This is a genomic window from Thiohalobacter thiocyanaticus, from assembly GCF_003932505.1.
In the GTDB taxonomy this organism is placed as follows: Bacteria; Pseudomonadota; Gammaproteobacteria; order Thiohalobacterales; family Thiohalobacteraceae; genus Thiohalobacter; species Thiohalobacter thiocyanaticus.
Genome location: NZ_QZMU01000001.1, coordinates 1,969,650 through 1,984,001 on the forward strand (window position 1 = coordinate 1,969,650; position 14,352 = coordinate 1,984,001).

A 14,352-nucleotide genomic window follows, 5' to 3' on the forward strand; every position below is an offset into this window, starting at 1 on the left:
TGAATCATGAGTTTCTTCAAACACGAAAGCATCGAGATCAACGCCGGCCTGCTGATCGCCCTGACCATGGTGGTGATCAGTATCGGCGGCCTGGTGGAGATCGTGCCGCTGTTCTACATCAAGGACACCATCGAGAAGGTCGAGGGCGTACGCCCCTACTCGCCGCTGGAGCTACGCGGCCGCGACATCTATCAGCGCGAGGGCTGTTATCTGTGCCATTCACAGATGATCCGTCCCTTCCGTGATGAAATGCTGCGCTACGGCCACTATTCCCTGGCGGCGGAGTCCCAGTATGACCATCCCTTCCAGTGGGGTTCCAAGCGCACCGGGCCGGATCTGGCGCGCGTGGGCGGCAAATACTCCAACGAGTGGCATGTGGCGCACATGATCAATCCGCGTGACGTGGTGCCCGAATCCATCATGCCCAGCTATCCCTGGTTGATGGAGAACGAGCTGCAGTATGCCGATGTGGCCGACCGCATGCGGGCGCTGAAGAAGGCCGGCGTGCCTTACTCCGAGACCCGGGAAGAGTATCAGGCCAATGTCGAGAAGTTCGGCCAGGAGGCGGCAGACAAGCTGAATATCCTCGCCGCTGAGCAGTATCTCGTCGCCGAGGCCCAGGCCGGGAACTTCGATGGCGACCGCTCGCGCCTGACCGAAATGGATGCGCTGGTCGCCTACCTGCAGGTACTCGGTACCATGGTCGATTTCAGTCAGTACGAGGAAGGCCACTTCGTCGAGTTCCGCTGAGCCGGTGATGGTTGCGGAGGGAGTGAACTGATATGTCGGATCTGCTGCGTTGGATCGGTCAGTTCGAGAACAGCAAGATCGTCGCCTTGCTGATCTTCTTCGTGACCTTCTGCGCCATCATTATTTACGTGTTCACCGGCAAGCGGCGCAAGCAGCGGCTGGAATCCTACAAGTACATCCCGTTTGAGGACGAAGAAGCGTCGCAGACGCAGCGCAAGGTAGATAAAGATGAGTGAAGCGAACAAGCAGCAAGGCGCGGTCCAGACCACCGGCCATTCCTGGGACGGCGATCTGCAGGAGTTCAACAACCCGCTGCCGACCTGGTGGCTGTGGGGCTTTTACCTGACGGTGGTATTCGCCGTGATCTACTGGGTGATTTATCCGGCCTGGCCGGTGGGCGAAACCTACACCAGGGGTGTGGCCAATACCATCACCTATACCGTCGACGGCGAGGAGCGCACCACGCACTGGAATACCCGGGCGCTGCTGATGAAGGAGATGCAGAGCGGCAAGAGCGCGCAGAAGATGCAGGCCTACATGGAGCAGGTCGCCGCCGCCAGCTACGAGGACATCCTGGCCGACGAGGAGATGCTCGCCTTCACCCGCGCGGTGGCCAAGGGCATGTTCGGCGACAATTGCGCGGCCTGCCATGGCTCCGGCGGAGCCGGCGTGATGGGGCTGTTCCCCAATCTGGTCGATGACGCCTGGCTGTGGGGCGGCACGGTCGAGCAGATCGAGCAGACCCTGACTGAGGGCCGTCACGGCTTCATGCCTGCCTTCGGCCGCAGCCTGGACGACGGCCAGATCAATGCCGTGGCCCATTATGTGCTGAGCCTGTCCGATCATGAGGTCGATGATGACATGGCCCAGCGCGGCATGCAGATCTTCAACGGCAGGGAAGGCGGCTGCTTCTATTGCCATACCAGTGAAGGTACCGGCCTGGAGTCCCAGGGCGCGGCCAACCTGACAGACAGCATCTGGACCGTGGCCGATGTACCCGGCCAGGACAGCCTCGATGGTAAGCTCAATGAGGTCAAACGTGTGGTCGAGAACGGCATCGAGCGCGTGATGCCGGCCTGGGAGGGTCGCCTCAGTGACAACGAGATCAAGCTGCTGACCGTCTACGTGCACGAACTCGGCGGAGGGCAGTAACTCTCAATGATGAAGACGGGGGCCGGCGGGTGGTGAATGAAGCCGTCGGCCCCAGGCATTCATCGTTATACGTCCATGACCGAAGCTGACGTCCAGCTCTACCAGAAGCGCATTCCGATCTATCCCCGTTCGGTCAAGGGGCGGTTTCGGCGTTTGAAGTGGGGCATCCTGACCCTGGCCTATGGTGTGTATTTCCTGTTGCCCTGGTTGCCCTGGGGCCGGGTGGCCGGTCCGCAGCAGGCGGTATCGTTCGACATCGACGGGCGGCGTTTCTACCTGTTCGATCTCACCATCCACGCCCAGGATATCTTCTGGCTGGCCGGCGTTCTGGTCATCGCCGCCTTTCTATTGTTCTTCGTCACCGGCATCGCCGGGCGGGTATTCTGCGGCTATTTCTGCTTCCAGACCCTGTGGACCGACGTCTACATCCTGATCGAGCGCCTGGTTCAGGGTGAGCGTCCGGCGCGCATCCGCCTGGACAAGCAGCCCTGGCGTGGCGAGAAGCTGGCGAAGAAGGGCGCGACCCACCTGTTGTGGCTGCTGGTGGGCTTTCTCACCGGCCTGACCTTCACCCTGTACTGGGGCTATGCACCGCAGCTGGTTGCGGATTTCTTCACCGGCCAGGCACCGTTCCCGGCCTATGCCACCACTCTGTTCCTGACTGCGACCACCTACGTGATGGCCGGGCTGGCCCGCGAGCAGGTCTGCACCTACATGTGTCCCTATGCCCGCTTCCAGGGCGCGATGTTCGATCGCGATACCCTGATCGTCGCCTATGACGAAGCGCGCGGCGAGGGCAGTGCCGGCCGGCACAAGGTCGCCAGGGGGCTGAAGACGCGCGAGGAGCGCCAGGCGCAGGGCGTGGGTGACTGCATCGACTGCGGCTATTGTGTGCAGGTCTGCCCGACCGGTATCGATATCCGCAACGGTCTGCAGTATCAGTGCATCTCCTGCGCCCTGTGCATCGATGCCTGCGATACCATCATGGACTCGCTCGACTGGCCGCGCGGGCTGATCAAGTATACCTCGGACAAGGCCCAGCACGGCGAGAAGACCCGTCTGCTCAAGGGCAAGAACCTCGGCTACGGCATCACCCTGGTGGCTGCCGCCATAGCCCTGGTCGTGAGCATGCTCAACCAGGTGCCGCTGGATATCGGCGTCTCGCAGGTGCGCCAGCCGCTGTACGTGAGGCTGTCCGACGGCCGGATCCAGAACAGCTATGAGATCAAGCTCAACAACAAGGCCGATCTGAGTTACGAGGTCAGCCTGCGTCTCAAGGGCCTGGAGGCTGCGCAGCTCGACCTGGGCCAGCTCGAGCATATCGTGCTGCATCCCGACCAGCGGCTGCAGTTGTTCGCCAAGGTGCGCATGCCGCCGCAGGCGGATCTTCCCGAGAAGATCGATTTCTACTTTGTGGTCGAACCGGTCGATGCCGAGACCATGCCGCGGGTGCAATGGCCGTCGGTTTTCTACCAGCCCAAGCCCTGAAGGTGCCTCGCCCATGGAACAGCTGATCACCATCCCGCTGGGCATTGTGTTGCAGGTCGTGCTGTTCATTGCCCTGCGCTGTTTCGCCGGCATGGCAGCGAAGTCGGCCGCCGCCGTCATCGGACTGCTGGCACTGGGCATCTACCTGCCCTATGCCATTCTCACCTGGCCGGGCGGCGACGTGGTGGCCATGCACGTGGCGCTTTATGCGGTCACCGCCTACGGCCTGGGCCTGATCGTGGCCAACCGCGAGGCGCGCCTGCGCCAGCATGGCGGCAGCGAAGGCTGGTTCCACTGGGGGCCGGCGATCATCATCGGCTTTTTCGTGTTCCTGATCCTGTTCGATACCGCCTTCGTGGTCATTTCCCAGAAAGGGCTGCCCGAGCCTGTGGCCGAGTGGCTGCTGCCGCGCAAGGAGGCGGGAGAGTCGATCACCACCAACTTCCCCGGTGTGGCCGCGCGCGACTATCAGGAGAAGCAGAGCCACTTCAACCGCTTCCTGGAACAGCATCGCGAGCAGACCGAGCGCGGCTGGCAGGTGAGCAAGGGCTGGCTGGGCACGGCCGTGGCCGGCCGGCCCAGCCGGTTCCAGGTGCAGGTGCTGGACCGTGCCGGCCAGCCTGTCACCGGGGCCGGGATCACGGGCAGTTTTCCTGCGTCCGGCCGACACCCGCCTGGACCAGGCCTTCGAGATGCAGGCGATCTCCCCGGGCCTGTACCGTGCAGAGCTGGTGCTGCCGGTGGGTGGTGTGTGGACCCTGGATCTGACCATCCGCAAGGGTGAGGCGGTGCATCACCTGCGGGCGCGCACCACCGTGGAAGCCGCAACGGAAAATCCCTGAGACCGGCGTCGCCTGTGTCAGTCACCTTCGTCATTGCGAGGCGCGCGCCCGAGCGAAGCGACAAAGTGCCCTCGGGGTAAAGTGCCGTGGCAATCTCGTAATGCAGAGGCGGCGCGTAGGTCGGGTCAGCCGTAGCGTAACCCGACACTTGGCGGCATGTTGGGTTACGGCGCCCGGCGCCTGACCCAACTTACATCCGATTTTATGCATGATTGGGCTGACCAGAACCTGTATCCATCCTTCCGATAGCGCTAAGCTGTGCTGCCATGACCGACACCGCCGCCTCCCAGCCCCCTGTCCCTGAGCAGGACGACGACACCCGCTGCTTTCACTGCGGGCTGCCCAATCCGCCCGGCAGTGACTATGCGGTGAAGATCGACGGCCAGCCGCGGCGCATGTGCTGCCCCGGCTGCAAGGCGGTGGCCGAGGGTATCGTCGCCGCCGGGCTGGAGGACTTCTATCGCTATCGCACCGAGAAGTCGCGCAGTGCCCGGGAGCTGGTGCCAGAGGCGCTGAAGGATATTGAACTCTATGACCGCCCCGAACTGCAGCAGAGCTTCGTCAGCGTCGACAAGGACAGTCTGCGCGAGGCCTCGCTGATCCTCGAGGGCATCACCTGCGCGGCCTGCGTCTGGCTCAACGAGCGTCATGTCGGCCGTCTGCCCGGCGTGGTCGACTTCCAGGTCAACTACTCCACTCACCGCGCCCGCGTGAAGTGGGACGACAGCCGCATCCACCTGTCCGACATCCTGCGTGCCATCAGCGATATCGGCTATCTCGCTCACCCCTTCGATCCCGGCCGCCAGGAGGCGGTGCACAAGCGCGAGCGCGGCCAGGCCCTGCGCCGCATTGCCGTGGCCGGGCTGGGCATGATGCAGGTGATGATGATCGCCGTCGCCCTGTACGCCGGCGAGGCCGACGGCAGCATGGATGCCGCATTGCGCGACTTCCTGCGCTGGGTCAGCCTGCTGATCGCCCTGCCGGTGGTGCTCTATTCAGCCCGGCCCTTCTTCGTCAGCGCCTGGCGCGACCTGCGCCGGCGTCAACTCGGCATGGACGTGCCGGTATCACTCGCCATCGGCGGCGCCTTCATCGCCAGCGGCTGGGCCACCGCCACCGGCGGCGAGGATGTCTACTTCGACTCGGTGGCCATGTTCACCTTCTTCCTGCTCACCGGCCGCTACCTGGAGATGCTGGCCCGGCACAAGGCCGGCCAGGCCGCCGAGGAACTGGTTCGGCTGCTGCCGGCCACCGCCAGCCGCCTGGATGCAGCCGGTGGACAGACGCGGGTCGCCGTGGCCGAACTGCGGCCCGGCGACCGGGTGCGCATCAAGCCGGGCGAGACGGTGCCGGCCGACGGCTGCGTGCGCGAGGGTCGCAGCTCGGTGGACGAGTCCCTGCTCACCGGCGAGAGTCTGCCGCAGACGAAACTGCCGGGGCAGGAACTGGTGGGTGGCACAGTCAACATCGAAAGCCCGCTGATCATGGAAGTGAACAAGGTCGGCCAGGACACGGTGCTGTCGGCCATCAGCCGGCTGCTGGACCGGGCCCAGACCGAGAAGCCGAGCGTGGCACGCCTGGCCGACCGCGTGGCCGGCTGGTTCGTCGCCGCCATCCTGCTGCTGGCCGTCGGCGTGGCAGCTTACTGGTGGCAGGTCGAACCGGAGCGCGCCTTCGCCATCACCCTGTCGGTGCTGGTGGTGACCTGCCCCTGCGCCCTGTCGCTGGCCACGCCGGTCGCGCTGACCGCCGCCACCGGGGCGCTCACCCGCATGGGGGTGCTCACCACCCGCAGCCATGCGCTGGAAACGCTCGCACGTATCACTCATATCGTGCTGGACAAGACCGGCACCCTGACCGAGGGCCGGCTGCAGCTTACGCAGGTGGTACGCCTGGGGCGCGAGACCCGCGAACGGGTGCTCGCCATCGCCGCGGCGTTGGAGCAGGCCTCCGAGCACCCGCTTGGGCGCGCTATCCTGCAGGCGGCCGACCGGGTAGCGGCGGCGGACAACCTCAACGCCACCCCGGGCGAGGGCATCGAGGGCGAGGTGCAGGGCCGACATTACCGCATCGGCACGCGGGAATTCGTGCTCGGCCTGGGCGGGGCGGACAAGCAACTGCCGGAGGACTTCGCCGAGCTCGGCGGCACCTTCGTCTACCTGGCCGATGCGCGCGATCTGCTGGCGGTGTTGGTGTTCGAGGACCGGCTGCGCGAGGGCGCACGCGAGGCCGTTGCGGGTCTGCGTGAGCTGGGCATCGAGGTGCGCCTGCTCAGCGGCGACGAGGACCGGGCGGTGCGGCAGGTGGCGCGCGAACTGGAGATCGATCAGGCCCTGGGTCGGCAGAAACCCCCGCAGAAGCTGGCCCACCTCAAGGCCATCCAGGCCCAGGGTGGCGTCGTCGCCATGGTCGGCGACGGCGTGAACGACGCGCCCACGCTGGCCGGCGCCCAGGTCTCGATCGCCATGGGCAGCGGCACCCAGCTGGCCCACGCCGCGGCCGACATGGTCCTCCTTTCCGAGCAGCTCCCTCACCTGCCCGAGGCCGTGCGTGCCGCGCGCAAGACCCTGCGCCTGATCCGCCAGAACCTGGGCTGGGCCATCGCCTACAACCTGTGCGCCCTGCCGCTGGCGGTGATGGGCTTCATCGCCCCCTGGATGGCCGCTATCGGCATGTCGGCCAGCTCCCTGATCGTGGTGCTCAACTCGCTGCGCCTGCGGCGGTTTTGAAACCACATGAAAAACGTTAAACCGCCAAGGCGCGCGAAGGCCAATAATTCGGGCAGGAATAATACTCGCTGGATCGTACGTCATCCCGGCGTGTGCCGGGATGACGACTGAATACACGGTATTATCATACAGCGCGTAGGTTGGGCTTCGCTGCGCTCAGCCCAACCTGTTATTGTCTCCTTCGCGCGCCTTCTTCGCCTTTGCGGTTTAGTGTTTGAATTACCATCACACAACAAAAAAGCCGCCCGCAGGCGGCTTTCCTTGAAGGATGGCTGTAAGCCTTACAGCGACTCCGCCTCCTTGGACAGGTACTCGGCCACGCCCTCGGGGCTGGCCTTCATGCCCTTCGCGCCCTGGTTCCAGCCGGCTGGGCAGACCTCACCGTGCTGCTCGTGGAACTGCAGTGCGTCGACCATGCGCAGCATCTCGTCGATGTTGCGGCCCAGCGGCAGGTCGTTGACCACCTGATGGCGCACAACGCCCGCCTCGTCGATCAGGAAGGAGCCGCGGAAGGCCACGGCGCCGTCCGGGGTTTCCACATCGAAGGCCTTGCAGATGTTGTGAGTCATGTCTGCGACCAGGGTATAGCCGACCTGGCCGATGCCGCCCTTGTCCACCGGCGTGTTGCGCCAGGCGTTATGGGTGAAGTGCGAGTCGATGGACACACCGATGACCTCGGTATTGCGCTTTTTGAATTCATCCAGCCGATGGTCGAAGGCGATCAGCTCGGACGGGCACACGAAGGTGAAGTCCAGCGGGTAGAAGAACACCACGGCATACTTGCCCTTGGTGGCAGTCCTGAAATTGAAGTTCTCGGTGATCTCCCCGTTGCCCAGCACGGCCGGGGCGGTGAAATCGGGCGCTTCGCGTCCTACCAGTACTCCCATCTTGCACGCTCCTTCATAAGGTACATTAGTTGACAAAACTGCTTGGTATTATCCTATGCCGCGCCACCGCATACAACAGCAGACAATGTCTGTGCCCCCGATCCGGGATGCCATCGCGAAGCTGTCAGGGTGGGCTAAAACTACCCGGTAGCAGGGCGTGGCGCGCAGGGGATTGCAAAATCTGCATGCGGGCCGCCCGGCAGGGTGCAGTTTGCAATATGAACCCGTGATCATTCAGCGAAAAGGAGTCAACAATATGTTTTTAAAAGTAAATTATTATCGGCATGGATTGTGCTTCAAGAAGGACGAGGCGGGTGCCGCGCGGGCTGGCTCGTCCTGCCGTGGAGAGGCTGCGTGATGTGGTGGTTCGGCAGGAAAAAGCAGCGACAGGCAAGCGCCATCAGACAGGTGGAGCGGACGGTGACGCTGGCCGGGTACGGTCCCCTGCAGGTGCACGTGCAGATCGATTGCCTGGGCGCGGTCTGTCCGCGCCCGCAGCTGCTGTGCATGCGGGCGCTCGATCATATGGCCCCGGGTGAAGTGCTAGAGCTGGTGGTGGACAACCCCAGCACGGCCGAAGCGATTCCGGCTATGGATATGACCCTGGGCAGTACGCACCTGTTGACCGTCCGGGATGATGAGAGCTGGCACATTTATGTGCGCAAGGAAGCACTGGAGGCAGAGGATTGACAAGCGAGTTGAGATAATCTGTGGGAGATGATTGATGGCGAATGATGCAAAGGCCGCGACAGTGGACGCCGTGGGCTCTGCGGCTGCGGACAAGCCGTGGTTCGGGCACAGGGGCAATCTGTATGCGATGGCTATTGTCGCGCTGACCGCGCTGGGGTCGGTGTGGGCGCTGGCCCTGGACACCCGGTGGATTTATCTGCTGGTTTACGTCTGGTTCGGGCTGGGTTACGGAATATTTCTCCAGTATGGCCGCTTCTGCATGGCCTCTGCGGTACGCGATCTGTTTGCGGTAGGTGTGCCACGCATGGCGGTGGGAATGCTGATCGCGGTGATGCTGTTCTCCCTGACTGCGGCGGCGGTGCAGGTTCTTGGAGTGAATACATTTCACCCGCATCCAATGGGATGGCACATCCTGATAGGCGCGCTGATATTCGGTTTCGGCATTGTCTTTACCGGTGGCTGCGCCTCGGGGTCGCTGTACAAGACGGGAGAGGGAAACCTGGGCTCGCTGCTGGTCGTCATTTCGATCTCCTTCTCGCAGGCGATCTATGTCGCGCAGAGCGGCTGGCTGGACAAGCTGGTGCCCGCGTCGTGGACGGCCTCTGCGGCTGAAAAGATGATGCCTGAGGAGCTCAGCGTCACGGAAGGCTGGTTCGACCAGTTCGTGGCCGGTTATGTATGGGATCTGCAGGGCGGCCAGCTGGCCGGCCAGCTCGGTATCGATGGCATGTTCACCGGCCCGTTTCTCGCTAATGCGCTGTTGGGGGCGATCATTCCGTCCCTGCTGCTGATGATTTATCTGTACCACTCGGCCTACAAGAAAGGCTACCTGCGGCGGGCAAAGATAGAGGCGCCCCGTATGGGCGACCATCTGCGCGGCATCTGGTCGATGGTCACCTCGTCACGCAATACCGCGATCGCTGGACTGTGCCTGGGCGTCCTGGCGGGTGGTCACATGTGGGCGACCGGCGAGCTGCGCGAGCATTACGAGATATTCAATTTCGGTGAACTGCTGGCGGAGATGGAATACACCGAAGGCTTGTCGATGCAGGATACGGTGTTCGATCCCGGGTATTGGTACATAACGACCCAGGAGGCGCAGTGGGGCGCGTGGGCCATGGACAAGGCCGGGGTCGATATGACCGACAATATCTTCTTCGGCCTGGAGAACGGTATACCGAATCCGCTGATCAATGCGCCCGGCTGGATGTCCATCGGCATCATTCTGGGCGCGGCCGTCATTGCCCTGTGGCGGCGTGAATTCAAGTGGAAGATCCCGAACCTGGAGGCGGCGGTGTTTGCGATCGTCGGCGGCGCCCTGATGGGGCTCGGGGCGCGTATCGCCATGGGGTGCAATATCGGTGCGTTCTTCGCCACCGTGACCAACGGTGATCTGTCGGGTTGGGTTTTCCTGGCCGGCATGGCCGCGGGAGGTTATCTGGGCGTCAAGGCATTCAACTGGTGGATGGAATGGCGTGCAGGAGATGATGACCTGGCGATTTGAACGGGTCAGATGTTTGAGTTGTAGATAAATGGAGGAGTAATACCTTATGGCTGTCAAATTCGAGAAGGTTGGGGATCACGACTATATGCTGGACGTGACGGGTTATGTCTGCCCTCATCCACAGATGTACACCAAAAAGGTCATGGGGAAGCTGGAAAGCGGCGACGTGCTTACGCTGTTGTTCGACAACCCGTCGTCGGGCGAGTCGATCGTCGCAATGTGTGAGTCCGAAGGTAATGAGCTGATCGAGCGCACGAACGAAAACGGCGCCTCGAAATGTGTTATCCGCAAGGCCTGATCGTTCCGATTTATGGCGTTCAGTCAGGATGCGTCATTGGTAACCGTGATAAACAGGAGAATTCATGCGTTTTGGTCTGGTGATAACCGATGAACGCTATCGTGATATGGCGCTGTCCCTTCTGGCGAAGGCGCAGGCGCGCGGCTGGGAATCGCGGTGCTTTTTGAATGACCGCGGAGCCCTGCTGCTCATGGATGGCGACTTCATGCGGGCAGATGCCTTCAAGGGGGCTCAGGTGGCCGTTTGCGAGCTCAGTGTTGAAAGGTATGAAGATGAAGGGCTCAAGCTGGCGGATATAGACAAGCATGTTGTCATCGGCGGTCAGTACCAGGATGCAGAACTGGTTCGGAACTGCGACCGTGTACTGGTGCTGTAGGAGATTGCAATGTCGGACGCACGAAAAACGATCCTGGTGATCGCTCAGCACAACAAGCCCGAGGCGCTGCGCATGGCAACCGGGCTGACCCTGCTCGATGATGAGGTGCGGGTTTCCGTGCTTGGTGAGCTTGGAGATGACCAGGACACCCTGATGCAGATGGAGGCGCTGGAATTCGCCGAGGCGCCGGTCGAGAGCGTCGCCGTGGAAACCGAAGAAGGGATGGGCCGGTTAGCCGACTCCATCCTCGGCGCGGACGCGGTTTATGTGATTTGAAGGATTCGATATGAGTCAGTCCAGAAAGATTGTCCTGGTGCAGACCCCGCACAGGCCGGCGACGGCCGGGAGCGAAATTGACCTTGCGGGCCTGCGTGATGCCCTGCGCGAACGAGGGGCCGAGGTCGAAGTGGCAGTGCTTGATGCCGATCAGGTGGACGGTCTGCTTGACCGGCTGGAAGCCGGCGCGCTTCCGGTCGTGTTCAGGGGCGAGCGCTGCACCTGAGGGTGCATTGCAATTTCCACAGCCTGTTGCCGCAACAGGTAGTCTGCAATCGATGGTCAGCGGCGGAATCAGGGCAACTTCATGTTTTTAAAGCTAAACAGATTGTGGCACGAAGGCTGCAAACAGGACGGATGACCGAAGTGCCGCCCCTGGGGCCCCGGTGACCGGGTGTTCGTGGCGGGTTTGAACAATAGCTCGCGGAGGAGAGCAGATGAATATACACCTTAATGCTGTGAGATGGCCGCGATCCGCTGCGGTTGTGGGCGCGTACCTGTTGTCCGCGTTGTTTCTGGTGGGCTGCGGCGGCGGCGAGGACGACACCACGGGCTACGTCACCCCGCCAAGCGGAGAGGCGACGCCAATCGTCGTCAATAGTCCCGCGCAGATCGCCCAGGAGTCCGCGGACAATTACGATGACAATGAGAATGGTCTGATCACCGGCGCCACCCTGAAGCGTTGGAAGGATGACTGGCTAAACGAGAGGCCGGCGGGAATTACGGGCAAGCTGGTTATAATTCAGGTTACCGAAGGTCCCGGCGGTACCGAATATATCGCGCCTGACGACAAGCATGTATTCACCTATCTCATCGATAATTCCAGGTGGGTCGAGACGCGCTCGAACGGTGTCATCTACACCCGCAGCATGGTGCCCGCAGGTGCCACCATGGACGCGTTGCTCCAGGAGTTCGATATCGATCCCCATAACGACATGATCGTGATTGCCATGGGAACCGGTGGTAACTTCCAGGCCATGGTGCGGGGCAGGGCCTGGTATGCGTTCCGCTACTGGGGCGTCAAGGCTGAAAACCTCGCCATGCTTGACGGTGGCAACAGCTGGCTTAACGGTAATGGCCTGGGTGCAGGTGATTTTGCAGCCGCGGCATCCAGCGCGCCGGGTACGGGCGTGGCTAGCGTGAAGACCCTCGCGGACGACAATACCGCCTTGCAGGCAACCGTCCAGGACATGTTGAGAATTCTGCCTGACAGTGACACCAATGTGCTGGATGACGGCGTGTTCATATGGGATGCGCGCGGCACCAACCAGTACAGCGCCGGTGAGGACGATGGTACCGGTGTCCCGGTGGCGGATTACATGACCACTTTCCAGAACAACGGGGCGCGACAGGGGCATCCCTGGGGTGCGCTGCAGCTGAATTTCACCAACATGCTTCTGCCGGCCGAGGGCTATCGTTTCCGCGACAAGGCCGAGCTCGAGTCCTATCTCAACGGCGAGACCATCAATGGCGAGGCCTTCATCGACGCCACCTACCAGCCGGTGGGTGTGGGTAACGCCTATCAGGATGGCGATACCATCTACACCTATTGTGAAACCACCTACCGGGCGATGATCACCGGCACGGCCAGCGCAGCCATACTGGGTAAGCCGACCCGCTTCTATGACGGCGCCATGGTGGAGTGGAGCTCACTGTCCTACCTGCTGGATTGGAACGGCAACTACATCCTGCCCATCGATTCGCCCTGGCGGACAGATGTGGTCTCGTTTTTCCGCCCTGCTGACGATCCGAGCAAGGTGGAGCCGCGCCAGATCGACGATGCCTATGCGGACAACACCAATGCCATCATCCTGGCCGACAAGGCCTACAAGACCGGCTCGAGCTCGAGTGATGACAGCAGCAGCGGTGGTGGTGGCGCGCTTCCGCCCAATCCTTGTGGGGGCTGACTCCTCCAGGCCCGGTACTATCCGGGTCCCCACTTGACGTCGTATCATTGCGTCCCCGGCTACTCCCGTAGCCGGGTCTTCTTTTTGTGAGGGGGGAACAATCTGAGCATGAGGGCCGGGTTGAAGTGGGGATTACTGATCACTGTGCTGGCGGCAGGAGCGCTATGGCTGGCATATTCCGGCAACAACCGGGAGCATGAGCCGCAGGGTATCGATGCGTTCGTGGAGCGGCACTGGAACAAGCCATTGCAGGCACAGGGTGCGCCGCCGGAACACTTCAGTCCGCGTGAGGCCTCGCTGGCGCCACAGTCCTGTGCCGAATGTCACGCCGAGCAGCACCGCGACTGGAGCGGGAGCCTGCACAGTCAGACCATGGATAATGGCATACTCTGGCAGGCGCGGGTCCTGCCGCCGAAGCAGGTGAAGCGCTGCCTGGATTGTCATGCACCGCTGGCCGAACAAAAGGCCCTGCTGGCCCAGACCCTGGGCTGGCCCGAGGCGCCGCAGGAGCCGCCCCCCGAGTACGTTTCTCCCGATCTGCACCGTCAGGGGCTGGTCTGCGCCGCCTGCCATGTGCGTGCACACCGGCGATTCGGGCCGCCGCCGGCCCCAGGCAACCCGGCGGGTGACACCCCGGGTCTGCCGCATGACGGCTTTGTCGAGAGTGCTGCCTTCGGCGACAGTCGGTTCTGTGCCAGCTGCCACCAGTTCCCCGAGGACGGGCCTGCCCTCAATGACAAGCTGCTGGAGAATACGCTGAACGAGTGGAAGGCTTCGCGTCATGCAAAGGAAGGCAGGCACTGCCAGACATGTCATATGCCGGATCGTAAGCATGTCTGGAAGGGGATCCATGATCCCGGCATGGTTCGTCAGGCGCTGAGCACCAACATCGAAATCGGTGAATCGAAAGACGGGGATCGGCAAGTGCAGGCCTCCATCCGCAATACGGGGGCGGGCCACTATTTCCCGACCTATCTCGTCCCCCGGGTCCGTCTGCAGCTGATCGCCATGGAGGGCGAGGCTGGTGAGCGGATCGTCCTGGACGAAGCCGTGATCAGTCGGGAGACGGATGTCTGGCTGAGCGAGGAATTCAGCGATACGCGGCTGGCACCGGATGCCGAGCGTGTCCTCGCAGGCGTGCTTCCGGGCGAGTCGGAGGCAGAGTGGACACTGTACGTCCAAATGGATGTCGCGCCCAAGGAGCATTATGAGCGGATGTTCGCCGGAGTTCTGGCCGATACCGACGTGGAACTGGATAGCGAGACACGCAATATCCTGGAAGCCGCGTTGGTGGATGCGCGTAGGACGCGATATTCCATGCGCCTGGCGGAGCGCAGCCTGCCTGGCGGGATTGCAAATTGAGACCGGCTGCGGATACGGCACTGAATTGCAATCGCGGGCGGCAGGCCTTACATGCATGTTTGTATTGAAAAACAGTGCATTATCAATATTG

Annotated in this window: 15 protein-coding genes; 14 read left to right on the plus strand and 1 reads right to left on the minus strand. The window is 62.5% G+C overall.

Annotation, left to right across the window (positions count from 1 at the left end; translation table 11 throughout):
• Positions 1–6 precede the first annotated feature (6 nt).
• From ccoO to D6C00_RS09285, 6 genes are all read left to right on the plus strand, one after another.
• The gene (gene ccoO, locus D6C00_RS09260) at positions 7–750 is read left to right on the plus strand and encodes a cytochrome-c oxidase, cbb3-type subunit II (RefSeq protein ID WP_125181459.1); all 744 of its coding nucleotides are present in this window, start codon (positions 7–9) and stop codon (positions 748–750) included.
• Positions 751–782: 32 nt separating this feature from the next.
• A complete protein-coding gene (locus D6C00_RS09265; RefSeq protein ID WP_125181460.1) occupies positions 783–986 on the plus strand; it encodes a cbb3-type cytochrome oxidase subunit 3 in 204 nt (67 codons plus the stop codon).
• On the plus strand, positions 979–1,902 hold the full coding sequence (ccoP, locus tag D6C00_RS09270; RefSeq protein WP_125181461.1) for a cytochrome-c oxidase, cbb3-type subunit III: 924 nt from the start codon (positions 979–981) through the stop codon (positions 1,900–1,902). The genes D6C00_RS09265 and ccoP overlap by 8 nt, the downstream gene beginning before the upstream one ends.
• Positions 1,903–1,977: 75 nt before the next feature.
• On the plus strand, positions 1,978–3,390 hold the full coding sequence (ccoG, locus tag D6C00_RS09275; RefSeq protein WP_125181462.1) for a cytochrome c oxidase accessory protein CcoG: 1,413 nt from the start codon (positions 1,978–1,980) through the stop codon (positions 3,388–3,390).
• Positions 3,391–4,082: 692 nt separating this feature from the next.
• Positions 4,083–4,232, plus strand: a complete 150-nt coding sequence (locus tag D6C00_RS16750; RefSeq protein ID WP_399360640.1) for a hypothetical protein — start codon at positions 4,083–4,085, stop codon at positions 4,230–4,232.
• 266 nt (positions 4,233–4,498) lie between these two features.
• Positions 4,499–6,961, plus strand: coding sequence for a heavy metal translocating P-type ATPase (locus D6C00_RS09285; RefSeq protein ID WP_125181464.1), 2,463 nt, complete (start codon positions 4,499–4,501; stop codon positions 6,959–6,961).
• A 281-nt stretch (positions 6,962–7,242) separates the two neighbouring features.
• Here the strand turns inward: D6C00_RS09285 and D6C00_RS09290 are convergent, their stop codons facing one another.
• Positions 7,243–7,848, minus strand: a complete 606-nt coding sequence (locus D6C00_RS09290) for a peroxiredoxin (RefSeq protein ID WP_125181465.1) — start codon at positions 7,846–7,848, stop codon at positions 7,243–7,245.
• Between the two features lie 357 nt (positions 7,849–8,205).
• On the opposite strand from D6C00_RS09290, the gene D6C00_RS09295 reads away from it, so the two are divergent.
• The 8 genes from D6C00_RS09295 (at position 8,206) to D6C00_RS09330 (ending at position 14,261) form a co-directional block, all read left to right on the plus strand.
• Complete coding sequence (locus D6C00_RS09295; RefSeq protein WP_241546921.1) at positions 8,206–8,538, plus strand: sulfurtransferase TusA family protein; 333 nt, start codon at positions 8,206–8,208, stop codon at positions 8,536–8,538.
• 34 nt (positions 8,539–8,572) lie between these two features.
• The gene (locus tag D6C00_RS09300) at positions 8,573–10,042 is read left to right on the plus strand and encodes a YeeE/YedE family protein (RefSeq protein WP_125181467.1); all 1,470 of its coding nucleotides are present in this window, start codon (positions 8,573–8,575) and stop codon (positions 10,040–10,042) included.
• Between the two features lie 46 nt (positions 10,043–10,088).
• Positions 10,089–10,340 (plus strand): sulfurtransferase TusA family protein, encoded by a 252-nt coding sequence (locus D6C00_RS09305; RefSeq protein ID WP_125181468.1) that lies wholly within the window; start codon positions 10,089–10,091, stop codon positions 10,338–10,340.
• 64 nt (positions 10,341–10,404) lie between these two features.
• Positions 10,405–10,716, plus strand: coding sequence for a hypothetical protein (locus D6C00_RS09310; protein ID WP_125181469.1), 312 nt, complete (start codon positions 10,405–10,407; stop codon positions 10,714–10,716).
• A gap of 9 nt (positions 10,717–10,725) precedes the next feature.
• The gene (locus D6C00_RS09315; protein WP_125181470.1) at positions 10,726–10,992 is read left to right on the plus strand and encodes a hypothetical protein; all 267 of its coding nucleotides are present in this window, start codon (positions 10,726–10,728) and stop codon (positions 10,990–10,992) included.
• 10 nt (positions 10,993–11,002) lie between these two features.
• On the plus strand, positions 11,003–11,218 hold the full coding sequence (locus D6C00_RS09320) for a hypothetical protein (protein WP_125181471.1): 216 nt from the start codon (positions 11,003–11,005) through the stop codon (positions 11,216–11,218).
• 211 nt (positions 11,219–11,429) lie between these two features.
• Positions 11,430–12,899: a sulfurtransferase gene (locus D6C00_RS09325; RefSeq protein ID WP_125181472.1), complete on the plus strand. Its 1,470-nt coding sequence runs from the start codon at positions 11,430–11,432 to the stop codon at positions 12,897–12,899.
• A 120-nt stretch (positions 12,900–13,019) separates the two neighbouring features.
• Positions 13,020–14,261, plus strand: coding sequence for a multiheme c-type cytochrome (locus D6C00_RS09330; RefSeq protein ID WP_158675377.1), 1,242 nt, complete (start codon positions 13,020–13,022; stop codon positions 14,259–14,261).
• Positions 14,262–14,352 lie beyond the last annotated feature (91 nt).